This window comes from Clostridium sp. HMP27 (assembly GCF_000765165.1).
In the GTDB taxonomy this organism is placed as follows: domain Bacteria; phylum Bacillota; class Clostridia; order Clostridiales; family Clostridiaceae; genus Clostridium_AK.
Genome location: NZ_JMFY01000038.1, coordinates 22133 through 47520, shown reverse-complemented (window position 1 = coordinate 47520; position 25388 = coordinate 22133). Strand labels below are relative to the sequence as shown.

Below are 25388 nucleotides of genomic sequence, written 5' to 3'. Positions count from 1 at the left end.
TTCTACATTTCCTAGTACCTTTTGATGGCACCTAAAAACACTTTGTCTGTTTTCTATTTCCTAAAAAACTCTGCCAGCTTTTCTCTGTCTTTTACTATTATTCTTCTTTTATCTGTAACTATGAGTTCATGTTCCTTAAGTTCTTTAATTGCTCTAGATATAGTTTCTCTGGAGCTTCCAAGCATTTCTGCTATATCGTTTACAGTAATATTTAAAGCTATTTCTTCTCCCTCTTTAACAGTTTTCCCATAGTCTTTAGATAACTTCCAAAGCTTTGCTGCTACCTTTCTTTCTATTTTTAAAGGAACAGTATTTTTAAGCTGTCTATAAAGTCTTCTTATTTTTTTAGACATGGAGCATATTATCTTATAATTGAAATCCCAATCAACACTCATTGCTTTCATAAAATTATCTTTAGGTATTGATAAAATTAACGAAGTTTCATAGGCATCTGCACTAATCGATGCAAATTTACCATCCATTATAACTTCATTTATTACATAATTCTTTCCTAATATATACACTATCTTCTTTTGTCCACCTTCAGATAATCTATAAAGCACTACATTTCCTTCTACTACAATATATATATTAGTAACTTCTGTCTTTTCCATAAAGAGATTTTCACCTTTTTTAAGCTTTAGTATACTAGCTCTTTCTGTTAAAGCTTTCAGAGCCTCCTTATTTACTTCCTTAAATATATTTATGTCATTAATATATTTTCCCAAGTCCATATTTTATATCTCCATTTTAAATTTATTTTACTCTATAATATAAAAATATTAAGATCATACTTATTATAGTTAAAATACTTGCAACAGTTTTTTTAGTAGATTGGATAGGATGAAAAATATTATATCCCCTTTCTACAATAGATAAACTATCTGCATGTATATCTATATCTCCGCCATGCTCTACACAATTTATATGAAATACTCCTTTTACTTGAATTATATCACCTTTATTCTTATAACTACCAAATATTTTTATATTTTCGTCTAGATCATTTTTTATCCAAATCCCCATAGCATTTGTTCCATCATTTATATTTATCCAGCTATATTCTCCTCTTTTCATTTGCTCCCCTATAACTTCCCCAGTAACAACTACAGTTTTATTATTATATTGTTTATATCTTTCTATTAAATCATTCAAGCTTATGTTTTCTTCAGCTGATACTGCAAAAGTCATAAATATCGCTAATATTGTTACTAAAATTATTTTAAACATCTTATACATATGTTCTTAATACCTCCAATAATAAATCCCACTAAAACAAATACAGACATAAATTCAAGCCTTCCAAGATACATAGCAATTATATAATATAGTTTCATTAAATATGGCATATCTGCATTTGTTATTCCTATAGACAAACCTACATTTCCTGCTACAGATGCAGATTCAAAAGCTGCACTAACTAATGGATATCCATAGTATACTCCTATTGCTGTTCCCAATATAAAAAGAATTATATAGCATATAACTACTATAGCAGAACTTTTAATAATTCCATCCGTTAAAACATTATTTTTAATATAATGATACTTCACTATATTTATCTTTCTTTCTGAAACTAAAAGCCTTTTTACTTCTCCTATTAACCCTTTAAATAAAATTCCTATACGAAGACCCTTAAATCCTCCAGCCGTAGAACAAGCCGATCCCCCTATAAGCATAGCAATAATTATTATAATTAATCCAAAGTCTCCCCACTGCAAAGCAAATTGTCTTGCATATATATTGCCAAAACCAGTGGTAGTATGGGCTGAAAGTATGTTGTATACTACTCTTCTAAACATAGATATTGGATTATCATAAACTTGTAACTTATTCAATGCTATAACTGCAAAATAACTAGCTAAAATAGCTGTTATAAAAAAGCTTTGAGTTTCTATATTTTTAACAATCTCTTTTTTATTTCCTTGCCAAATAGCATAGTGAAGTCCGAAATTAAAGGAGCCTATTGTAAAAAATATAATTGATGTAACTTCAAAACTTAAGCTATGATAATAATTTAAATTTTGAGTCATAGGAGCAAATCCTCCCGTACTCCAAGCTGACATATATATAAATAATCCATGGAAAAAAGCTGATACAGGCTTTATTCCTATACAAATCCCATTAACCCATAGAAAAACTGTTCCCAAAACCAAATATATCATACTTATAATCCATATAATTTTAGCAGTACCTTTTACATTAGGTACTAATTCTATATCCTTTCCTTCTCCAACATACATCTTATAGGCTCCAACAGTATCTCTTACAAGAAAAGATAATGCCATTACTACCATTCCCTGACCACCTACAAAAGTTATTATATGTCTCCACATATTTAAGCCATAAGATACATGGTCTAGATTTTGTATCAGTACAAGCCCTGTAGTAGTAAATCCACTCATTACATCAAAACAAGCATCAATAAATTGTTTGAAATTTCCACTTAACCAATAGGGTATGGCACATAATATGGTCAATATAATCCATGAAAAGGCTGCTATTACAAGACCATGTTTCCATTCAAATTTTATATTATCCTTACTTTTCTTACAGAGCATTATAAAACAAATGCCTATATTTACAGAAATACTCATACTTATAATAAAATCTAGTACTACATTCCACTCCCTAAAGACTATAGCTGTAATTAAGGGAATTGACATAAGCATGGCAATTCCCAAAATAATATATCCTGTATAATATAATATCAACTTTAAATTATCGTGTTTTGTTTTTATCATATCACTTACCTCATTATAATAGCATTAATCATAAATACCGTACTTACAAGTATAGACGTGAATATAACTTCCATTATTACTCCATTTAATATCTCTTTTTTATTTAACACGAATGTTCCTCCTTAAAGTATTTTTTCTAAAATGCATTTATTGGACATACTGATAACTATAAATACCTTATCTCCCTCTTTTAATTCTATGCTTCCTTTAGGATATATAATTTTATCATTTCTGTAGATTGATACTATTACACATCCCTGTGGTGCATCAATAGCACTTATAGTTTTATCCTTCCACTTGCTCTTTTCATCTAATACAGCCTCTACTAAAATCATTTCCCCTTTATCTAGTGGTTGTACTACCTTTATTTTGTTATTATTTAATTCGCTTTCTATAAGATTTGCAATTACTTCTGTACTACATACAGTCTTATCGATACCTAAAGCCTTAAATACTTGTCTATTTTTAGGGTTGTTTATACGAGCAATAGTTTCACAATAACAAAACTTCATTTTTACTATTTGGCATATAGTAAAATTTTCCTCATCCTTTCCTGTTACTGCTGCTACTATTTCAGTATCATATATACCTGCGTCTCTCAGGACCTCTATATCTGTTCCATCACCATATATTACGTCTATTTCCAACTCCTCAGCAATTTTGTTGCATAAATCCTTATCTCTTTCTATAAGAGTTATCTTATATCCCTTACTCTTTAAGGTTTTTACTAAATAGTACCCTACTTTTCCTCCCCCAACTACAAGTGCTTTCATATCAAAAATCTCCTTTTAAATAATAAACTTATTTAACTAAACATTTTTTTATTTAAACTATTTACTGCTAGCTTAATTGGATTTATCACATCTATACCTAGATCTACATAAGCACTTTCCATATTTAAATTACTAACTCTTCCTATAACTTTTTTAACTCCAAAAATATCCTTTGCTATTTTACATGCCATTATATTTTTATTATCATCTGGTGTAAGTGCTAAAAATATATCTGCTTTATCTATTCCGGCTTCCATTAAAGTATCTGTATCAAATTCTATTCCTTTTATCTTTATTCCATTAAATGAGCTTTCTACATTATTAAGCCTTTCTCTATCGTTATCTATAATAACCACATCATGTCCATCTTCTCCTAAATATCTTGCTATGGTACTTCCTAATCTACCACAACCTACAATTATAACGTGCATATATAGCTCCTCCATTTTAATAGCTTGTACAAGCAAACTCATAAAACTCATCATTTCTTTCTTCCATATTTATAGAGTACCTTTTAACTACATTAAATAACTTTTCATTTTCATAAATATAATTCTCTAATTTAAAATCTACGCCTTTGGAAATATATCTTATTTTTGCTGCATTCATAAAGCTTCTATCAAAACTACAATCCAATTCAATTAACTTTCCAAAGTAATTTACTGTTACATAAAACCATTTTATATTTTTACCACTTTTACTTATTAATTTTGAGTTATCTTTAACCACTGCATAACATAAATTACAATCAAATCCTTCCGATATTAATAAAGTATATAAGAGTAATGTTTTATCTAAATTATCTCCCCTTGCAAACACTAATGTTTCAGATGCATATTGCAAATTACAGAACATATCATATTCTATATTGTTTTTGGCTATTAAAAATATTTTTTGTATTTTATTTATTCCATATTCTCCTTGGGTTATATTTCCAACCAAATTTATAATACATTCACGATTAAAATCACAATAATCTTTAAACACAATCAAATCTCCTTACACTATTTATAATCAAAAACTTGAGCTGCTTTGTAGAACTTCCTGCATTCTTCTTCTTTGCCCATGCGTTTGTAACATATTGCTATCAAATAATATATTTGCCCATCGTTAGCTTTCACGGCTAATGCTTTGTTTAAAAACTTCAATGCTTCTTCTAGCTTATTCTCCTTTATAAGCTTTTTAGAATAACTAATATAGCCGCTTATATCTGTAATTAGTGTTTCATCCTTTTCAATTTCATTTAATAAACTTTTAATCTTTTCTGAGGTAAATGGTTTTTGCAAATACGCTACCGCTCCTAGTTTAGTACAATCCACTGCATTTTTAACTGTAGCAAAAGCTGTCATTATTATAACAGGTGTATTAATGTTTAAACTTCTTATTTGTCTTAATACCTCTGTACCACTTATTTCAGGCATCTTTATATCTAAAAAAGCTATATCAAACTTTTGTCTCTTAAATTCATTAACGGCTTCTTCTCCGCCTTTAGCTGTTATAACTTCATAGTTATTCATCTCAAGACAAGTTGTTAATAAATTTCTTATATTCTTAGTATCATCTATTACTAAAGCTTTTTTCATTTTCTCACCTCAATTTTTTATCGGTAAAGTAAAGATAAAATTACTTCCTTTCCCTAATTCACTTTCACACCAAATTTCCCCTGAATGTACTTCCACTATTTGTTTGGAAATAGCGAGTCCAAGCCCTGTGCCTGAATTACTTGAGTCCTGCCCCTTAACTTGAACAAATTTATCAAAAATTTTATCTAAATACTCTTCTGATATTCCTATACCTGTATCCTTAATTGATACAAATATTTTGCTATGATTTTTATAACTGCTTATATATATTTGATCTCCTGATGTTGTGAACTTCACTGCATTGTTTAATAAGTTATTTATTACCCATGTAAGTTTTTCAAAGTCTACCATTACTTTGGGTAATTTTTTTTCTATATCAAGATATATTTCTATATTTTTACTTTCAGCTAGTTTGTAAAAATCCTTCACCGAATTATTAATTATATCTTCAATATTTTCTTCTTTAAGCTTAAACAAAGACTTATCATATTCCATTGTAGAAAGCTTTAAAAGATTATTTACTAAATTTAAAAGTTTATCTGCATCCTCTTGAATAGTTTTTACAATTTCTTGTTGTTTATCATTTATAACTCCCATATTTTTCTCCATTAAGAGACTTGCCCCCATCATAAGTGATGTAAGTGGAGTTTTAAATTCATGAGAAGCAGAGGATACAAAGTCATTTTTCATCTTTTCTAACTCTTTTAATTCAGTTACATCTTGAAGGAATACTATAATGCCGTTTATATTTGACAATCCGTTTTTTATAACAGAAAGAGTTATATTAAAGTAGTATTCTTTATTATCATTTTTTATAGTCATTATCCTTGGAGTAGTTTCTTCATTTCCTTCATAAGTTTCCCATATATAATCAAATAATTCTCCATACCTTATAACCTCTAAGAAGTGTTTTCCTATAGCCTTATCTTCTTTTATATTAAAAAATTTTTCACAAGCTTTATTCAATACCATTACTTTAAAATTAGTATCTAACACTATTAATGGATCGGATATACTCTTAACTATGGTTATGGACTTATTTCTTTCTTCCATAAGCTTTCCTAAAGTGCTTTGTTCAAAAGCTTGGAGTCTCTTAATCATATTATTAAATTCTTTGGCAAGTACACCTATCTCATCATTTGAAATAACAGGAGTTTGCTGATTTAAATCTCCCTCTTTTACTAATTTAATAGTTTCTGTTAATAAATAAATAGGCTTTAAAAATTTATTTATCAAAAATATTGATAGGAAAAAACCTCCTAATACCGAAGTTATGGATAATATCAAAATAAATTGCGTTGAATTTCTTACATCACCTGTAACCAAATCCTTATTTTTTAACATCACTTGTTCATTTACTGTAGATATCCCCCTTAAATCTTTCCTAATTAAAGTAACGGAAGATATAACCTCATTATCATAAAAAGTTAAAGCTTCTTCAGTTCCTTTTGTATTTCTTATTTCTTGAAGTTTTGAGAATAGCCTCATAAAATCTACATATTCATTTTTTATTTGTTCTACATATTCCCTTTCTCCTGTTTCTGTTATATTACTTGACTCTATATTGAACCATTCATAAAACTCATTACTATTGTTGTAAAATTCCTTTGTAATTTGTGAATTTCCCATGTGTATATAATTGATAATATTTATATTCTGCTTCTCTAGTACTTCCATCATATTATTAGCTGCATTAATACTTTTATAATTTGCTATCATAAGTCCCTCTACAGCACCTTTTAAATTGCTAAGTGTAACTACACCTGATCCCCCTACCATTGCAATAATTAATACAAGTACTAGATATATAGTAGTTAACTTTTGTTTTAAACCCTTTATCATAAATATCACTCCTAAAACACTATTAAGTATAATGACATTACAATATACCATCAATCTTATATACCTACACTAAAGAAAGTAATAAAGACTTATTTGTATATAATTTAAAAATAATTTCACTACATTGCTCTTAGTACATAAGAAAATTAAATATATGATTTTTATTCAGATTTTAAATGTTTTTATAAGTAATTTTATATTTATATGCAATTTAATACTATTATTTGTTAAGATAAAATTGTATATACTAAATTAAAACTTTTGGAGGTATTACTAATGAACTTAAGAATCACACATGACTCATCTAACGTAAATTGGAACTTAGTACCTGATATTTTAAAGGAAGTTGGAATGGGATATTTTGATGCAGAGATTCATAAAAGAGCGTTTGACAATAGTTACTCTGTAGTGTTTGTTTATGATGAGGATAAGCTAGTTGGCTTTGGAAGAGTTCTTTCAGATGGAGCCTATCAAGCTGGAATTTATGATGTAGCAGTAATTCCAGAGTATCAAGGAAAGGGTATTGGGAAAATGATTATTGAAAATATAATAGAATCCATTCCTCAGTGTAATTTCATATTATATGCAGCTATTGGTAAAGAAAGATTTTATGAAAGTTTAGGCTTTAAAAAGATGAAAACTGGTATGGCACTATTTAAAAATGCTGAGTTAATGCAGCTTAAGGGATTTACTGAATAATAAAAAGGATCTTATTTTATAAGTTATAATCAAAGAACAATTTCGATAAATTATTTAAATCAAATCTTCTATTCTACATAAAATAACTTCCTAAAATTTTCATAATATGTTAACATTATAATGAAACATCTTAATAAATTAAGATGTGCTGATTTATAACAAAATCATAGATTTTTATAAATCATGCATGAAACATCTTAATAAATTAAGATGTGCTGATTTATACATATTAAATCATTATTATACAGTTTAGGAGTGGGTGAAATTGTTATACAATAAAGATTTGATTATTAATAAAAGGTCAATAATTTATTTCTTCATTTTATCCACTTTAGCTATTGCATTAAATTATTTTGCAATAAATTTATTTCTAGGTTTATACGTTTTCTTGGGAAGTATAGCCATATTTTTAATTATGGACATATACGGCCCTATTCCTGCCTTTGTTATAAGTATATTGGCAAGCTTGCATAACTATCCTTTATTAAATAGATGGGATTCACTTATCATATTTCCTTTAGAAATACTTATAGTTTTTCTATTACAGAAACGAAATAAATACTTAATAGTTAGCGATTTAATATTTTGGATTTTTATTGGTGTGCCTATATCTGCAATTTCTTCGAAATTTATATTTGATGCAGAGTTTTCTCACATGATTATAATTTGTTTAAAAGCAATTATAAATGGTATATTAAATTCATTTTTTGCAAGCATAATTTTAACCCATTTTCAACTTAAAAGGAAAGTTATAAAGTGTACTAAAAATTCTTTGATACCAGTAAGTCGAATATTTTTTAATATAGTTGCAGGCTGTATATTAATTCCTTCTATACTTCTTACCACTATAATTTATAAAATTAAACTCACTGATACACTAAAAGATCTAGAATATAAGATAAATAAGAGATCAGAATTTATAATTACAAAATCCATAAATATTAATTCACTTTATGAAGCCATAAATACTGACTATTTTGGTAACAATCAATCTGTCACTCTAACTGATGATAAATATAAAGTTATATCTGTTGGAAATCCTAATAGGAACCTTTCAGTTAACTACACTATTTCAGGATATGAAAAATCTAATATATATTTAGGGAACTATGGAATATTGTTGTCTCCTACATATAAAAATTTATCTCCCATGCGTAGGTGGAAATATTCCTTAGTTGTCAAAGAATTAAAACTTACTATTGATAATACTAAATTTCGGGTTATTATAGAAACACCCATTAAATCTTATTACGAACAAATGGAATACTTCTTTATTCAAACCTTATCTATTATAACACTTTTAATTATTTTAGGACTTGCATTAGCATTAATAGCTTCCGACGCATTGACAAAGCCTATAAAAGAACTTACCATTACAACTGCAAATTTACCAAATAAGATTTTTAATAATGAGATTATAAACTGGAATTCAAGCTTAGTCCATGAGTATACTAGCTTAATTGAAAACTTTAAAATAACTTCAGATAAATTAAAGGAGAAATTTAATCAAGTCAATATAGCAAGACATGCTCTTGAAACTATGGCTTATGAGGATCCTTTAACTAAACTTCCAAATAGAATTGCCTTTAATGATAAATTTAATGAAGTTGCTGCTGGTGATAATAAAACCTTTGGAGTTATGCTTCTAGATTTAAATAGATTTAAAATTGTTAATGATACCCTGGGGCACCATTTTGGAGATGAACTTTTAAGGTTGGTCTCAATGAGAATTAATTTAGCTATAGGTTCTCTTGGTACACTTTCTAGAATGGGGGGCGATGAGTTCACAATATTAGTACCTAATATAAGTGAAGAAAGTGACTTAGCTATTATAGCTGATCAAATAATAACTGCGTTATCTACTCCATTTGTATTTAAAAACAAAGAATTTTATATTGGTGTAAGCATTGGAATTTCAGTTTATCCAAGGGATGGAGAAAACTATGCTTCACTTGTACGAAATGCTGATATGGCAATGTATAGAGCAAAACTTAACTCTGGATTAAGTTCATATAAGTTCTTCAATAACTCAATGAATGAGGAATTAAATGAGAACTTAAAATTGGAAAGTAGTCTTAGGCATGCAGTTAAAAATAATGAGTTTATGCTTTACTATCAACCTCAACAATCTTTAAATACAGAACGTGTAATAGGAATGGAAGCACTTTTAAGATGGAATAGCCCACAATTTGGCATAATGCCCCCATCTAAGTTTATACCGATTCTTGAAGAAACAGGCCTTATTATCGAACTTGGAGAATGGGCTATACGAGAAGCTTGTACACAAAATAAATCACTTCAAGATATGGGCATTAAACCTGTTAAAGTTGCTGTAAATCTTTCAGTAAAGCAATTTCTTGATATTAACTTTGCTTATAAAGTACAAAAAATATTAGAAGAAACAGGTCTTGATTCAAAATGGCTTGAACTCGAAATTACAGAAAGCATAGCTGTTCAAGATGTAGCTCTTACAATTAATATACTTAACAAACTTCATTCGATGGGAGTTAGTATCTCCTTAGATGACTTTGGTACAGGCTTTTCTTCCTTACAATATTTAAAACATTTTAAAATAAACACCTTAAAGATAGACGCATGTTTTATCCGTGACATGGTGAGTGATGAGGATTCTAAATCTATAGTCGATACAGTTATATCTCTTGCTAAAAATCTTAAACTTAAAGTAATTGCTGAAGGTGTTGAAACCAGAGAACAATGGACACTACTTAAAAAGCAAAAATGTGATGAAATCCAAGGTTACTATTATAGCAAGCCTATGCCTTTTGAAGAAGTTTCTGAGTTTTTAGAAGTCATAGATAACAGAAATTTAATGACAGCACCTATTATACGTTAAAAAGATATTACGACGTTTTTAATGTTAAATCTTTAGTATAGGTTCTACATTTAAGAAAGCGTTCACTTCGTAAAGAAGCTCTAATATCCCTGAATTTAAATCACCTAAACTTTCTAAACTCGCTGCCGCTCAGACAGTAGAAAGTTCTTTACGGTACTTTAAATTCAGGGATAAAGAGCTTCTAATTGCTTGTTCAATGCTTTCTACAATGCAGAACCCATACCAAATTTAACATTAAAAATGTCTTCATCCGCACTGCTGAAGGAAGGAATTTCGTTCTGACGAAATCCCCTTAAATTGGCGATTGCCAAAGGGCTGATAAGCCCGCAGACCGATAGGTCATAAGATATTAAGTATTATATTTTTTATTAAGAATCTTTTATCATACTATCAAAATTAAACTTTTCAATTCGTTTCATTTACTGCTATAAGTTCTTGTACCCTCCAGGGCTGCCGCCATAAAAGACTTTTATATAGTAATTCCTAAAATATTTTAGAAATTCAGCTCCCTGAATTTCTTCCTTCAGCAGTTCACATGAAGAACTTTTTAATGCTCTGGAAGCATAGAATTTTCATCGTAGAAGGCATTGAATAAGCTTTAAAACAGCTTTATTTATAAATTTAAAATTCCGTTAAGAACCTCCTACTGTCTGAGCGACAGCGAGTTTAGGAGGTTTAGGAATTTTAAATTTATAAATATTAGCCGTTTTTAGCGAAATGAACGCCTTCCTAGATGAAAATTTTATACGACCCAGAGCATTAAAAATGTCGTAATACTTTATAGCTTGTTTGACTTAATTAAATCTTCTATATCGTCAAGCATAAGATTTGCGGCCTTAACTCCTCCAGCTGTGTTCCATATAGCATCATCTACTTTATAAACCTTATTGTTTTTAGATGCATTTAATGTTTTAAACATAGGGTCTTCTAAATATTCCTTTTCTCTAGCATTTCCCTTACCATCACCTGTTTCATAGGTAAAGTAAAACATAACTTGTCCATCTGTTTCTTTTAATCTTTCTTTTCCTATTTCCACAGTAAATTCATTACTTCTTTGATTTTCAGGTCTTGCAAATCCTATTTGCTTTAAGATAGTTCCAGAGAAAGTATCTCCTAGGTAAATTCTTGTTTTACCAGGCATAAATCTTACTATGGATATTTCTGTCTTTAATTTGTCTCCTGCTAATTTTGATATACTTGATATTCTATCATCAAACTTTTTAACTATTTCATTTCCTTCTTTTTCTTTATTTAATGCTTTTGCATAAAACTTAAAGTTATCTTTCCATTCACCTCTTAATGTATTTGAATATATTGTAGGTGCAATTTTAGACAGCTGATCATATATTTTTTCATGTCTCATTTTATTTCCAATTATTAAATCTGGATTTAAAGCTGCTATTGCCTCTATATTAACTTGGCTCTCTTGTCCTAGGTTTTCAACGCCTTCCATTTCTTTTTCTATATGTTTATACCATGGGTCTCCTGTCCATGACTGAACAGCCCCTACTGGCTTGATTCCAAGCTCTAATAATGCCTCTGTGCCTTCATTTGTAAGTACTACTATTTTTTTAGGTTCTCCCTTTATTTCTGTCTTTCCCATTGCATGTTCTATTACTCTTTTATTGCTTTCTGCAATTTCTTCTGGTTTTACCTCATTACTCTTTCCTGAGCATGCTGTAATACTTGCAAACGCAGTTAATATTGCTAAAGTCTTTAAAATCTTTCTTGCCTTCATATGTACACCTCTTTTTTAATTTATTTTTTATGACGATTTATATATTATCATAAACTTTTTCTAATTGCAAATGATTTTCACTTACATTTGTTAATGATTTTCATTGACGATTGGCTGATAATAGTTTATATTAAAAGTGAACCATTTCAATAAACTTTACACACACTTATATAGTATATATGAAAGGATGTTTATCTTGATTAAGATTAAAAAATTTAATTTAGAAAGTAATAAATCAAAATTTATAGTATTAGCTGCACTTATTGCTTTTTTAGCATGCTGTTTTTTAGGCAGCTTGCTTTTAGGTTATATAAAGACCTCCCCTTGGGATTTATTAAATACATATACAAACTATGAGAATACCACTGAACAGATAATTTTAAGAACTTCTAGGGTTCCTAGAGCTTTAACTGCATTATTTATAGGTGGCAGCTTAAGCCTTTCTGGAGTACTTATGCAAACTCTTACCAAAAACCCTATGGCTTCTCCAGGATTACTTGGTATTAATTCTGGTTCTGCATTTTTTATGGTTTTTATATATAGTTATTTCCCTAATTTATCTCAAGATTTTGCTGTACTCTTTTCCTTTATTGGAGCTTTTATAGCAGTAATTCTTGTATATGGACTAGCTGGAGGCTTAAAGGGTTCTGTTCAAACCTTTGATTTAACTCTTTCCGGTGCTGCAATTTCTGCATTCTTTATGTCTTTTACTCAAATTGTATTATACAAAGATGAGAAAACCATGGAAGAAATTTTATACTGGCTTACTGGATCTGTTGAAGGTAGAAGCTTAGATTTGCTATTAAAAGTAATGCCATTTTTAGTTATAGCCTGGATAGTTTGTTTTTTACTTTCAGCTAAATTAAATATATTTTCACTTGGTGAGGAAATGGCTAAGGGTCTAGGACTAAATACAGAATTCTTAAAGCTTAGCATAATCTTATTAGTGGTTATACTTGCTGGTGCTTCCGTGGCAGTTGCAGGTCCAATTACACTGGTAGGCTTGGTTATTCCTCATTTCACTCGTTTCTTAGTTGGTCCTGAATTTAAATGGGTAATACCTTATAGTATAGTCCTAGGATGTATATTTTTATTATCTGCAGATATTGCCTCAAGATTTATCATATATCCAAAGGAACTTCCTGTTGGAGCAGTTACAGCTATTATAGGGACCCCATTCTTTATCTATATAGCTAGAAAGGTGGAAAATAACTGATGAAAAAGTTTTTGATATTTAGAAAAGGAAATTTTTCTTTAATATATGAAAAAAGAAGCGCTCTTATAGTACTAGTTACTATAATTCTCTCATTATTGTCCTTAATATTTAGTTTAAGCATAGGACAGAAAAATTTATCCTTTATTGAAGTAATTAAAATTTTATTTGATAGAAATCTTACTGGCGGGAATTCTTTAATTGTTAACACTATAAGACTGCCAAGAACTTTAGTTGCATTTTTAGTTGGAGGTTCTTTAGGGTTATCTGGAGCAATACTCCAGGGAGTTGTCAAGAATCCCCTTGCAGCCCCAAATATTATGGGAATAACAGATGGAGGGTCTGTAGGTGCACTTATTTTCTTAACACTATTTACTGACCCTAAAAATAACGCCTTAACAACTAGTATATTTTATATGCCTATATTTGCCTTTGCTGGAGCCTTCTTAGTAGTGATTTTAGTCTATTTTTTATCCTTTAAAAAAGGAGTTACTCCCTACAGGCTTATACTAATTGGTATCGCTATAGCAGGTGCAGCAAAAGCCTTGACGTCAATCCTTATAATTAATGGGCCTGTTGTATTTATAAAAGAAGCTCAACTATGGATTACTGGAACAGTATATGGCACTAATTGGACCCATGTTAAGCTGTTATCCATTTGGTTTTTAGCTTTGTTTCTAATAAGCATGATATACATTAGAGAGCTAAACATGCAAAATTTAGACGATAGTATATCCATGGGATTAGGAAGCTTAGTAGAAAAAAATAGATTTATACTTATGATTTTAAGTGCTGCTTTAGCTAGTGGTGCTTCAGCAGTTGGTGGTGGAATTAGCTTTGTAGGACTTATTGCTCCTCATATATCTAGAAAATTAACTAATTCATCCTTTGAAAATATAACTCCACTATCCACATTAGTGGGTGGAATAATTGTTATTTTATCAGATGTGGCAGCCAGAACTTTATTTTCTCCTTTGGATTTGCCGGTGGGAATATTTACTGCTGGAATAGGTGCCCCATTTTTTATATATCTTTTAATTAAAAATCAAAGTTCTCTTAAAAGGAGGTAATAAAATGAGTATATCAACCAAAAACTTAACTTTAGCTTATGATGATTATATAGTACTTAAAGATATAAATGTAACAATACCAAAAAATAAAATAACTATATTAGTGGGTAGTAATGGCTGTGGAAAGTCCACATTACTAAAGACTATATCAAGACTTGCAAAACCTCAATCTGGCCAAGTCCTCTTAGATGATATTAATATATTTGAAAAATCTTCAAATGAGATAGCTAAGAAACTTGCTATTCTCACTCAATCTCCTTCAGCACCTTCCGATTTAACTGTATTTAATCTTGTAAAGCAGGGCAGATATCCTTATCAAAGCTTTTTTAGCCAGTGGAGCAAGGAAGATGAAAAAATTGTAGATTATGCTTTAGAAAAAACAGGATTAAGTGATATTAAATATAAAAAAATTTCAGATCTTTCTGGTGGTCAAAAGCAAAGAGTGTGGATTGCTATGACTTTGGCACAGCAAACTGATACTATCTTACTAGATGAGCCTACAAATCATTTAGATATAAAGTATAAAATTGAAGTGCTTGACTTGCTAAAGGAGTTAAATAAAAAAGAACAGAGAACTATTGTTATAGTTTTACATGATATTAACTTAGCTTGCAGATATGCAGACCATATAATTGCAATAAAAGATGGTAAGGTTTATGATGAAGGAGACCCTAAAAAAGTTATCAATAAAAAACTTATTAAAGATGTATTTGGAATAAATTCAAAAATAATTGAGTGTCCTTTGTTTAAAACTCCTATGTGCATAACATATCAAAATCTTGATAAAGTAATATAATTAATATTTTATAAAAGCCTAGTTGAAAACAACTAGGCTTAATATCTATGAAAGATTCACTGCTAATTTTTTAAGTTCTTCTGGAAGCACAGAGCCTTGCCTAAAAAATGCCATATTTAAGTCTACTCCTTGAAAATCATAGTCAGTGTAATCGGCTAAAGGTAATAATGCATATTTTACACTTTTCTTATACACCTTACTAAAGAAGTCCCTAGGGATTATTGAGCTTGGAGTAAAGGTTGTCCCAGAAACACTTACATCTGTAAAATCATAATTAGAATAGTCTCCTTGTGGCAAGGTTACTTCTTCTAAGCTCATATATCTTATATTTTGAAACAAGTCATAATCACTAGGTAAAATTGACTTTTCATTAAAAGTGCATCCATTTAAATTTACATCCTGAAAATTAAAGTTAGAATAATCCCCCTCTGGAATATATCCTAAATATAAGCTCTTATCTTTTATAACTTGAAAAAGCTCTGGTAGATTAGGAAGGTGAGTTATTGTGTATTTATGATTTTCTAATATATCCCTATAGGTTTTAGTAAAATCCACATCTTTGAAGTCTTCTAAAGTAAGATGGCTTAAATCACTTCCGTACTTCTCAATTAAATCCTTTATATGCATAATTTAATCCCCCCGCATTTTTATTTAATAGTTGATAGTTTATACTTGCTGTTTTTATACAATTATATGTACACAAACAGCTTTAAATTCCTATTTAATTAAATAAATATATGGTTGGTAATTAAACAATCTTAATATATAGAAAAAGAGCAATAAAAAAATCGGATTATCTCCGATTTTTATCTAAAGTTCTTATTTGCTGCTTTATAAATATCATTTTAATAAAAATCTTTTTGAACTATTAAATATAAACTATTCATAAAAATTTTCTATTCACATACTCTTTCAAGTACTATACCTTCCTCAAATCCGCCCTTTTCTTCTCTTTTCTCAGTTCTTTTAACTAAAACTTCTTCCTCTGAGTAACCAAGTTCATTAGCTAAAGAAAAAACTACTTCAACTATATCTGCAAGTTCTTCTAAACTGTTATCTTGCAAAAATTCTCTTGATTCTTCCTTAAGCTTATCTTTTAATAAATCTAGCATCTTTTCTTTTTCTGCATATTGTATTACATACCTTTTACCCTCTTTTTCCAGTATTTCAGGTATTTTATCTCTTACAAGTTTATTACATAGACTCATTTGTGTTTTTCACTCCTCCTCTAATTAAGGAATTTATTTCGTACTTATCATCTTCGTTAATGTCGAACTCTATGGTTGAAGTAGTTTTTATTATATCTTTATAATTTTTACCTTTAAACTGTAATTTATTCGTTTTATCTATATGACAATACTCCATTTTTGAAAATAAAAGCGAAGTAGTTTCCTACTTCGCTAAGCTCTCATATATGTTATCTAAATTAATTCTCATGCTATCTATATAACTTTTATCCGATTGCCCTTTTTCCATACAATATGTTGTTTTAACTTCAATTGCCGCATCTCTTTCTAGAGCATTTAAAATATCAATATTTTCGCCATTTTCTACAAGAACAACCTTTATAGAATTATCTTTAAAATATTTAGACAAGTTATTTATTTCTTCTTGCAACGGTATAGATTTTGTAATAAACTTTTCTATACTTATCTGTTCAAGTCCAAATTCTCTACATAGATATGCGAATGCTGGATGTCCCGTTAATACTACTTTTTTGTTAACCTGAGAAAATCTACGCTTATATTCTGTATATAAGTTATCTAAATCTGCAAAAAAATTATCATAATTTTTCTCGTAATAATCTTTATTTTTAGGATCTATTTTAACTAGCGCCTCTTTTATATCTTTTGATGCTATTTGAGCATTTTTTAAACTTAACCAAGTATACGGATCATAGTTTCCATAGTACTCCCCTACTTTTGTCTTGGGATTTTCTAAAAACTCTACTCCCTTTGATGCTTCTACAACAATTAAATCCTTATTATTAATATTTTCAAGTGCTTCATCTACCCATTCACCAACTTCCATACCATTATACACGAATAGCTTTGCTGTCTTTAAATGGGTTAACTCTTCTTTTTGCGGCTTAAAATTATGTGGAGCCATTCCAGTGGGTATCATAGTGGTGATATCTACTTTATCCTTTCCAATTGCCTTTACAAATTCCTTCATTGGATTGAAAGTTACCACAACAGGAATTTTACTGTTAGGGCTTTTGGGTAAGTCTTGTTTTTCACCATTTACCGTTGAATCATTAGCACATCCGGGGAAAATCACCATAATGGCGAGAATTGCTATAGACCGCATGATCTTATTTAACAAACTTTTCACCTCATAAATTAAAAATAAGTCTTTACTTTAAAAAATCACCCATCAATAATTTTTTAAACCAAAGACTATATTAATAATAGTTTCAGCACTTTATAAAGTCAACAGGGTTTACAATTTATTAAACAAATCAGTATAAAAGTTAATATATATAGCTATTTTCTGGCTTTTCAATTTTGTTAACCTTTTTCACCTTTAATACAGTTAAGTCTCTTTCAGAAACCTTTTCATAATCGATTACCCCTTCAACTCTTACCCAATCGTTTATTTTAAGCTTAGAAGAGTCCTTATATTTACAAAGCATCCCTACAATTTGAGTATCTATAGCACTAGATTTCATAACAAATCGTGCTGTTATAAATTCATCATTTTTAAAACTATCATTTTTAAATATAAAACCTTCCAAAACTATGCTTTTTCCTTTATATGCATCCTTGTCTTCATTTATTTTTCCTATCATATATAAATAATTTTTTTCATCAATTATTATACTTCCACCTGCTATAGCTTCAACATTTACACTTTCATGTGTATCACCTTTAATATTGTTACTCTTTTCCGTAAAATTTAAAACTACATTTTTATTAGTATTTTCATGCACATGCATTCCACCTACTGAAGCAAACATTCCTATAATTATGGTTACAAAAAATATTTCATATCCTATAATATTTAATTTTTTCTTCTCAATCATTGAAAATATATTAAAAAACTCATTTATAGTAAGAATTATTAACGCACCTAAGGATATTAAAGTTAACTTTTGCATGTGAGGATGTAAAAAATTATTTATGTTTCCTGTTTTAATCAAATAAAATAGTGCTGTCACCAAACTAAATAGAACTATAAAGTTTAATAAATGTTCCACATTAAATCTCTTCATAATATCACCTTGAAATATCATTAATAGTTGAATCTAAAACTACTAAAAATACAAATAAGAATATACTAAAGCACCAAATATAAAATACTTTCCTATAAGCATAAATTTATAAGTAGTTTCTTGCAACACTTTAGAAATTCTTAATGATTGGTTATCATACTTTAAAATTTCCCTATTTTTAAAAATTTTCTTTGAGATTATACTTTGACTAAAGAAAACTTGGATGAATGAAATTATAAATGCTACTAATAACATAAATGGAAGTGCTGTAAGTAATATGCTTATAAATATAATAGAAAATTCTTTTAATCCATGTCCTAAAAGTTCTTCTCCATTTAATACAAAAATTATCCATAACGCCCACATAATAAATATCGTTCCTATAAGCTTTATGAGGTTTTTAAAAGTCAAATATGAATATCTCTCCATTTTAATCCCCCCGCAACTAATAGTATTTAAAGCCTTCATTAAATACATAGAATTTTATTAAGTTTAAATCTTAACTTCTTAAGTATACCTCTATCTATTAAATGGGATTCTTTAAGTACTCTTTCAATACTTCCCATGCTGTCTGCTCTTAACATAAAAGCTTTTGGGTTTATATCTTCTATAGCAAGCTTTATACTTTCCCATTGGCCTTTTCTTAAAAATATGCATTTTGTTAAAAGTATTAAATTACTGTGAGCTAATAGAGGTACTAAAAATGAATTATTGTTTTTCAAATAGTTTTCAAAGTTTTGAGCCTCTGCCACATAATATATAGTAGATATTCTACTAACTTTTTTTATTTCTGATTCATTTAGCATTCCTAGTATTTCTTCTAGATTTTTTGTTTCATCCATTTCGATTATGATTCTATTGGGATGATGTAAATTTGCTAAATACTTAAAATATTCTTTTGTAAGTGGCTGTTCAGTGCAAATACTCCTAATTATTATATTACTATTTTGTTTAAACCTTTTCTCAATTTCTCTTCCTCCTATTTCCTCTTGTAAAATGAGAACTTTTTCTTTAGGTATTAAATTTATATTAAGTAGTGCATTTATAAGTGAGGTTTTCCCTGAGCCCAAAACTCCCGCCACTATTTCAATATCACTCTTAATTTCCATAATTCAACTCCTTATAATTCTTGTGTTTTCCACAATATTATAGTTATGCTTCAAAAAAATTTTATATGATACAAAAAGGATATTACGACATTTTTAATTGACACTTTTCAAAGGGCTGATAAGCCCGCAGACCGATAGGTCCTACAATATTATTGAACTAAACTTTTATTACGAGTCTTTCGATATACTGCTCGATTTTTAACTTGTAAATTAAATTTTTCTATTAATTTTATTTATTACAATTTTTCACAGTTTCAAATACTACCACTTTAAAAAATTTTTATGTAACAAGTTTTGTAATAACTTAGAAATTCAGTTAGCTGGCTTTCTTCATTTAGTAGTTCACATGAAGAACTTTTTAATGCTCTGGAAGCATAGAATTTTTATCGTAGAAGGTATTGAATGAGCCTTAGAACGGTTTTATTTATAAATTAAAAGTACCGTTAAGAGCCGCCGTCTGAGCGATATCAAGTTTAGGCGGCTTAGGTATTTTAAATTTATAAATATTAGCCGTTTTCGGCGAAATGAACGCCTTCCTAGATGAAAATTCTCTATGACCCAGAGCATTAAAAACGTGGTAATATATTATCTACTGTTGAATGGTTTTTACAGCTTTCCCTTCTTTTCTTTCTTCAATAAATAACTTAACTATATCTCCAAATTCATCTTTAAAATCATTAAGAGCTTTTTCAGCTTCTTCTTTAGAGTCATAGTATTTAAGCTCTACAGCAAACTTCCCACTTTCATCTTTTAGTATTCTTTTATCTTCAGCTTTAAAAAATACTTCCTCAACTATACCAAGACCTTCACCCATCTCATAAGATGCGCTTCTAACAGAATATACAACTTTTGATCTATCATACTTTAATTTTTTTAAGCTTATTTCAATTTTAGCGGGATCTTTATATTCTTTTATTTCATATTGCACTGGGAAATTGAAGACTACTGCAAATCTTACGGTAGAATCATCTAAAGTTATTATTTTATAAACATCTTTTATGAAAGGGTTCTTCTTTAATTCTTCAAATTCTTTTTCTGCACTCATATTTCTTGTTCCATACATTGTAAAAATCATAGTACTTGGATAATCTTTATATTCCGCTTTAAATTTATTCATAGTATTCATAATGGTTGCCACGTTGATTGTAATTTTTGAGGTATTACCCTTATTAGAATTCTCTATAGATGCTATATCTGCTCCGTCTGTTATATCCCCACCGTATCCTATACCCTTATTAAACCGAAGAACTTGAACTAGCTTGCCGAGTACCGGCATTGAACTCATACTTTTTGCAAATGCAGCATTGGTATTTATAAACAAGGTAAAGGTGAGAACTGCTGCAGCTACTGCTCCCCCTGTTACATTAAACTTCTTTCTTGTTTTTGCCTTTTTTATTGCCGAATTAATCTTCTCATCAAGTTCCTTTGGAATTTCTATATCATCATAGCTGTTTTTTAACTCATCTATTTTTTTACTCATAATTAATCATTCTCCTCTAATTTTATTTTCAACTCACTAAGAGTTCTATAAAGTATGGTCTTAGTAGTGCTTAGTGGTAAATCAAGAATATTTGAAATATCTTTAAGTGTCATATCTTCAAAATACCTCAATACTACTATAGCTTTTGACCTTTCATCCAGATCCTTTAAAGCAGAATATAAATCAATTATTTCCTCTGGAGTAACCTTGTTCTTATCAGCTTCATTGAAATTTTCATCAAAATTTGTTATCTTCTTTGATTTCTTTAAGAAATCTATAGCACAATTAATTAATATCCTTGTTATCCAAGTCATAAAATATTCTGGCTGCTTCAAATTGCTTTTCTTAACATAGGCCTTATAAACTGCTTCCTGAACAATATCCATAGCATCGTAAGAATTTCCTACATAACTATATGCAATTTTATATAACCTTTCCTTATTTTCTTTTATTAAATTTTCAAATTCGTTAACATTAATAGTCTTGTTTCTTGTAAAGCTAAATATAGCTCACACCCCCCAATATATTTTAAAGCATCAGCTGATACAATTATTACACCCATTAGACTTTATTACCACGCAAAAAGTTTCAAACAATAAAAAAGAAATTCTGCCTAGGCAGAATTTCTTTATCCTATTTTTATACAAGTCGTACAAATACCACTTTATCTATATTAATCGAAGCATTTCCTGATAATCTAGAAAATTGTATTCTTGCTTTAACCGCATTTTCTGGAGCAAGATCTGTAACTCCTAAATAAGTGATCCAATCCCCTTCAATACTAATGCCATTACCATACCTGATAATACTAGGAGCGATGATACTAAGTCCTACTCCAACCTCCTGATCATTAGAATCAAGCCAGTACACCTCTACAAGCATATTTCCCGTATTTTCATTAGAATTATGATATCCAAAGCTTAAAAGATACCAATAATTCTTTTCCATTGTAACAGTCTGAGATATAGATCCACCTAAATTAGAAATTCTAGCAATTCTTCTTCCTTCATATGCCCAAGTGGTTGTTTCTACTGCAGTAGTTCCTTGAACTATCCAAGGACTTATACTTAAAGCATTTTCAAAACCTGAATTTTCAATGAGATTTCCTGATCCAACTCTCGCAAATATAACTTTATCAATGTTAAATCCAAAATTAGGATCAGTATTTGTAAGTTTAACTTGAGCAGTAACTGCACCTTTTGGTGCTCTGGTTGTTACATCCACATAGGTGGCGTAATTACGCTGATATTGAATCTTGTCCCCATCTATTAGTAATTCAAGCCCTGTACCAATGGGACTATCCAATTTATTAAGCCATATTACTTGAGCTCTAAGAAAAGTTTCCCCTGGAAAATCATCAGCTCTAAGTGCATCAATCGCAAAGCTCAATAAAAAATTTGAATTATACGGCAAATTATTAATCACTATATTTTGGGTGAGTGTACCATTGGGTTCTAAATTTATACTTGCAGTTCCCTCATAAATATTTGTAAACTGTACAGATGCATTACTAAAGCTCCAATTGTTAAGCCCTAATTGAAATCCTGAATTTTTTACTAAATTAATTGAACCTATTGGTGCAAGTATTATATTATCTATATCAAGTATATTTGTAGTATTGATTTCTGTTGTTCCCTTAGAAAATTGAAGTCTTGCCTTAACTGCATTTTCTGGCGGCATATCAGTTATTTCTACAAAGGTTAATCTATTATCACCACAAGAGGTTCTTTCCTCTGGTATAAGTGTTCTAAGTCCAGTTCCTATAATATTTTCTTTGTCATCTATCCAAAATACTTCTGCTACAAGTTTACCAACGGCATTGGGTTCTTGCCAAGGAAGCGGAAGCATTTCAAAGCTTAAAAATAAAGGTTTTCTACAAATTCTATCTAGTAAAACATCTTGAAACATACTGGCAGTTGTCTGGCCCATTCTAGCTGTAGCTACCCCTTCAAATGGGCGATCTCCTGATATAGTTACATTATTTACTGTCCAACCAGTTAAGCCTGTTTCAAAGCTTGAATTCTCCAATAGATTTCCATCATAGCATCTTCCCATAATAAATTTTCCTCCTAACTTTTAGCATTATTGTTTCTTAATTTTTAGCGTATTTATTGTTGTAATATATAATATTAGAATGGGAATAAATCAGTGCTATTATAGAAAACCAAGGACTTTATTACAGGCATAAATAAAATAAAGAAGTACTAGAGAAAAATAATATGGATTCTCCTCTAATACTTCTTATATAAATCTTATTTGAATATAATTTTTGCAACCTCTTCCATAGCTTTCTTCTTAGAGAAGTCAACTGTAATGCTTTCTACCTTTTCCATATTCGTTATAACTATTGGGGAAATTAAACTCTTTGCATTTTTTTCAACAAACTCAGTATCAAAAGATACTAATAAATCTCCCTTTTTAACTTTATCACCTTGTTTAACATGAGATGTAAAGCCTTCCCCATTTAAGTTAACTGTATCTATGCCTATATGAACTAGAATTTCTAATCCTTCTTCTGTTGTAATTGCTACAGCATGTTTAGTTGGGAACAATACTGTTATTTCTCCACTAGCTGGAGCATATACCTTATTTCCAGAAGGCACCACTGCAAAACCATCTCCTAAAATCTTTTGTGAAAAAGCATCATCTGGAACCTTTTCTAGTTCAACAATTTCACCATCAATTGGGTTATATAATGAATAAGAACCTTTACTAGTCTTTCTATTATCATCAATAGCTACTTCCCCAAGTTCTTCTTTTATCTCGTCATTGCATGGTTTTGCATGACTTCCATTTGCTATAATAGCTTTTATATTATCCTTAATTTTTTCTGCCTCTGTTCCAAAAATAACTTGAACACTATTTCCTGCATTTAATATTCCCGCTGCCCCAAGTGCTTTTAACGTACCTTTATCAACCTTTGATGGATCCTTTAAAGTAAGCCTAAGCCTTGTGATACAAGCATCCAGAACTTCTATATTTTCTTTTCCTCCTATTGCTTCTAGTACCCTTGCAGCTTTTTCACTACCTTTAGCATTTATAGGAGCTACTACTGCTTCTTCCTCATCTTCTCTACCAGGAGTTTTTAAATTTAAAGCCCTAATTGTAAAATAAAAAACTGCAAAATATAATGAAAAGAAAGCTAGCCCAACTAACCACATTAACCATGGATTACCTGCAAATTTAAATCCCAATAGATAATCAATAAAGGAAGCCGAAAATGTATACCCGAGTCTAATATTTAGTAAACTTGTAATAATACCAGATAAAAATGCAGCTGCAACGTGAAAAACAAATAACATAGGTGCTACAAATATAAATGAAAACTCAATTGGCTCTGTTATCCCTGTGAGGAAAGCTACAAATGCCGCTGAAATCATCATACCAGATACCTTTTTTCTATTTTCCTTCCTAGCTGCTGCAATCATAGCTAAAGCAGCTCCTGGAAGACCAAACATCAATATTGGAAACTCTGAAGCCATGAAGTATCCTGCAGTAGGATCACCATGAAAGTATCTTGGAGAATCACCAAAATAAGTTACTCCATTTGATACATATTCTCCAAATTGATATAAAAAGGCTGGATAATACATATGATGTAATCCTACTGGAATCAGTAATCTCTTTCCTGCTGCATAAAACGCTGGCCCTAATATAGAAGTTGATGCCCATTGTGAAAATACATTTATTCCATTTTGAATTGGAGCCCAAATACTAACTCCAATAATTCCAAATACTAAAGCTACAAGAGAAGTTATTATCGGTACAAATCTCTTTCCACCAAAAAAACCAAGAACCTGTGGCAGCCTTATATCATGAAATCTATTATATAGAGCACCTGATATTAAGCCTATTGATATACCTCCAAAAACCCCCATATTAATAGTTGTCTTTGAAACTACATCAGCATAGGCTGCTGTTTTCATAAATGCTTCTAATGTTACTCCTTGTTCAGCCGCAAGCTTTGCAGCTAGTACTGCTGCAAAGCTTGCACTTGCTACCTTTATAGTAGCTTGCAAAACAAATTGACCTACAACAGCAGCTAAAGCCGCAACACCTTCTCCACCAGTGAAACCAATAGCAACTCCAGCTGCAAAAATCATTGGAAGATTGCTAAATATAGCATCTCCTGCTTGCGCCATGTATGGTAGATTTAATAAGTCTGGTTGACCAAATCTTAATAGTAATCCTGCTGCTGGTAAAACAGATACTGGCAGCATTAATGATTTACCTATCTTTTGCAAAACAGCAAATAATTTTTTCATAATGATAC

24 protein-coding genes are annotated in these 25388 nt (G+C 29.8%); 5 read left to right on the top strand and 19 right to left on the bottom strand.

Annotated features, from left to right (window positions below; translation table 11 throughout):
• Positions 1-53: 53 nt before the first annotated feature.
• The 8 genes from DP68_RS16000 to DP68_RS15965 all read right to left on the bottom strand — a co-directional run bounded on the left by DP68_RS16000 (position 54) and on the right by DP68_RS15965 (position 6942).
• Entirely contained in the window at positions 54-734 is a 681-nt protein-coding gene (locus tag DP68_RS16000) for a Crp/Fnr family transcriptional regulator (RefSeq protein ID WP_035311311.1), read from the bottom strand.
• A gap of 22 nt (positions 735-756) precedes the next feature.
• Positions 757-1239 carry a hypothetical protein gene (locus DP68_RS15995; RefSeq protein ID WP_035311309.1) on the bottom strand — a complete coding sequence of 161 codons (483 nt, stop codon included), beginning with the start codon at positions 1237-1239 and terminating at the stop codon, positions 757-759.
• Entirely contained in the window at positions 1218-2744 is a 1527-nt protein-coding gene (locus DP68_RS15990) for a potassium transporter TrkG (RefSeq protein WP_035311307.1), read from the bottom strand. The genes DP68_RS15995 and DP68_RS15990 overlap by 22 nt, the downstream gene beginning before the upstream one ends.
• A 122-nt stretch (positions 2745-2866) precedes the next feature.
• A complete protein-coding gene (locus DP68_RS15985; protein ID WP_035311306.1) occupies positions 2867-3517 on the bottom strand; it encodes a TrkA family potassium uptake protein in 651 nt (216 codons plus the stop codon).
• Between the two features lie 32 nt (positions 3518-3549).
• Complete coding sequence (locus DP68_RS15980; protein WP_035311328.1) at positions 3550-3948, bottom strand: NAD-binding protein; 399 nt, start codon at positions 3946-3948, stop codon at positions 3550-3552.
• 16 nt (positions 3949-3964) lie between these two features.
• Positions 3965-4504, bottom strand: a complete 540-nt coding sequence (locus DP68_RS15975) for a hypothetical protein (RefSeq protein WP_035311305.1) — start codon at positions 4502-4504, stop codon at positions 3965-3967.
• Between the two features lie 17 nt (positions 4505-4521).
• Positions 4522-5100 (bottom strand): response regulator, encoded by a 579-nt coding sequence (locus tag DP68_RS15970; RefSeq protein WP_035311303.1) that lies wholly within the window; start codon positions 5098-5100, stop codon positions 4522-4524.
• 9 nt (positions 5101-5109) lie between these two features.
• Positions 5110-6942 (bottom strand): HAMP domain-containing histidine kinase, encoded by a 1833-nt coding sequence (locus DP68_RS15965; protein WP_035311302.1) that lies wholly within the window; start codon positions 6940-6942, stop codon positions 5110-5112.
• 276 nt (positions 6943-7218) lie between these two features.
• Between DP68_RS15965 and DP68_RS15960 the strand changes: the two genes are divergently transcribed.
• Both DP68_RS15960 and DP68_RS19060 read left to right on the top strand, forming a co-directional pair.
• On the top strand, positions 7219-7641 hold the full coding sequence (locus DP68_RS15960; RefSeq protein ID WP_035311301.1) for a GNAT family N-acetyltransferase: 423 nt from the start codon (positions 7219-7221) through the stop codon (positions 7639-7641).
• A gap of 265 nt (positions 7642-7906) precedes the next feature.
• Complete coding sequence (locus tag DP68_RS19060; RefSeq protein WP_052085856.1) at positions 7907-10495, top strand: EAL domain-containing protein; 2589 nt, start codon at positions 7907-7909, stop codon at positions 10493-10495.
• A gap of 778 nt (positions 10496-11273) precedes the next feature.
• On the opposite strand, the gene DP68_RS15950 is transcribed toward DP68_RS19060, so the two are convergent.
• Complete coding sequence (locus DP68_RS15950) at positions 11274-12233, bottom strand: iron-siderophore ABC transporter substrate-binding protein (RefSeq protein ID WP_052085855.1); 960 nt, start codon at positions 12231-12233, stop codon at positions 11274-11276.
• Between the two features lie 196 nt (positions 12234-12429).
• Between DP68_RS15950 and DP68_RS15945 the strand changes: the two genes are divergently transcribed.
• The 3 genes from DP68_RS15945 to DP68_RS15935 are packed head-to-tail and all read left to right on the top strand — an operon-like array spanning position 12430 to position 15312.
• Positions 12430-13449, top strand: a complete 1020-nt coding sequence (locus DP68_RS15945; RefSeq protein WP_291549827.1) for an iron ABC transporter permease — start codon at positions 12430-12432, stop codon at positions 13447-13449.
• The gene (locus tag DP68_RS15940) at positions 13449-14516 is read left to right on the top strand and encodes an iron ABC transporter permease (RefSeq protein WP_081957283.1); all 1068 of its coding nucleotides are present in this window, start codon (positions 13449-13451) and stop codon (positions 14514-14516) included. Before DP68_RS15945 ends, DP68_RS15940 begins: the two co-directional genes overlap by 1 nt.
• A gap of 4 nt (positions 14517-14520) precedes the next feature.
• Complete coding sequence (locus DP68_RS15935) at positions 14521-15312, top strand: ABC transporter ATP-binding protein (RefSeq protein WP_035311296.1); 792 nt, start codon at positions 14521-14523, stop codon at positions 15310-15312.
• A 45-nt stretch (positions 15313-15357) separates the two neighbouring features.
• Here DP68_RS15935 and DP68_RS15930 read toward each other — a convergent pair whose 3' ends face one another.
• From DP68_RS15930 to DP68_RS15885, 10 genes are all read right to left on the bottom strand, one after another.
• Positions 15358-15939 (bottom strand): hypothetical protein, encoded by a 582-nt coding sequence (locus tag DP68_RS15930; RefSeq protein ID WP_035311295.1) that lies wholly within the window; start codon positions 15937-15939, stop codon positions 15358-15360.
• 269 nt (positions 15940-16208) lie between these two features.
• Positions 16209-16520, bottom strand: a complete 312-nt coding sequence (locus DP68_RS15925) for a nucleoside triphosphate pyrophosphohydrolase (protein WP_035311294.1) — start codon at positions 16518-16520, stop codon at positions 16209-16211.
• Positions 16521-16704: 184 nt separating this feature from the next.
• The gene (locus DP68_RS15920) at positions 16705-17637 is read right to left on the bottom strand and encodes a zinc ABC transporter substrate-binding protein (RefSeq protein ID WP_052085854.1); all 933 of its coding nucleotides are present in this window, start codon (positions 17635-17637) and stop codon (positions 16705-16707) included.
• Between the two features lie 148 nt (positions 17638-17785).
• Complete coding sequence (locus DP68_RS15915; RefSeq protein ID WP_035311292.1) at positions 17786-18526, bottom strand: TIGR03943 family protein; 741 nt, start codon at positions 18524-18526, stop codon at positions 17786-17788.
• 42 nt (positions 18527-18568) lie between these two features.
• Complete coding sequence (locus DP68_RS15910; RefSeq protein ID WP_035311290.1) at positions 18569-18955, bottom strand: hypothetical protein; 387 nt, start codon at positions 18953-18955, stop codon at positions 18569-18571.
• Positions 18956-18993: 38 nt separating this feature from the next.
• Positions 18994-19635 carry a GTP-binding protein gene (locus tag DP68_RS15905; RefSeq protein WP_035311289.1) on the bottom strand — a complete coding sequence of 214 codons (642 nt, stop codon included), beginning with the start codon at positions 19633-19635 and terminating at the stop codon, positions 18994-18996.
• A 589-nt stretch (positions 19636-20224) separates the two neighbouring features.
• On the bottom strand, positions 20225-21115 hold the full coding sequence (locus DP68_RS15900; protein ID WP_052085853.1) for a hypothetical protein: 891 nt from the start codon (positions 21113-21115) through the stop codon (positions 20225-20227).
• Between the two features lie 2 nt (positions 21116-21117).
• Complete coding sequence (locus DP68_RS15895) at positions 21118-21594, bottom strand: sigma-70 family RNA polymerase sigma factor (RefSeq protein ID WP_291549839.1); 477 nt, start codon at positions 21592-21594, stop codon at positions 21118-21120.
• Between the two features lie 160 nt (positions 21595-21754).
• Positions 21755-23170 (bottom strand): hypothetical protein, encoded by a 1416-nt coding sequence (locus DP68_RS15890; protein ID WP_035311285.1) that lies wholly within the window; start codon positions 23168-23170, stop codon positions 21755-21757.
• A gap of 197 nt (positions 23171-23367) precedes the next feature.
• A complete protein-coding gene (locus DP68_RS15885; RefSeq protein ID WP_035311283.1) occupies positions 23368-25380 on the bottom strand; it encodes a glucose PTS transporter subunit IIA in 2013 nt (670 codons plus the stop codon).
• Positions 25381-25388 lie beyond the last annotated feature (8 nt).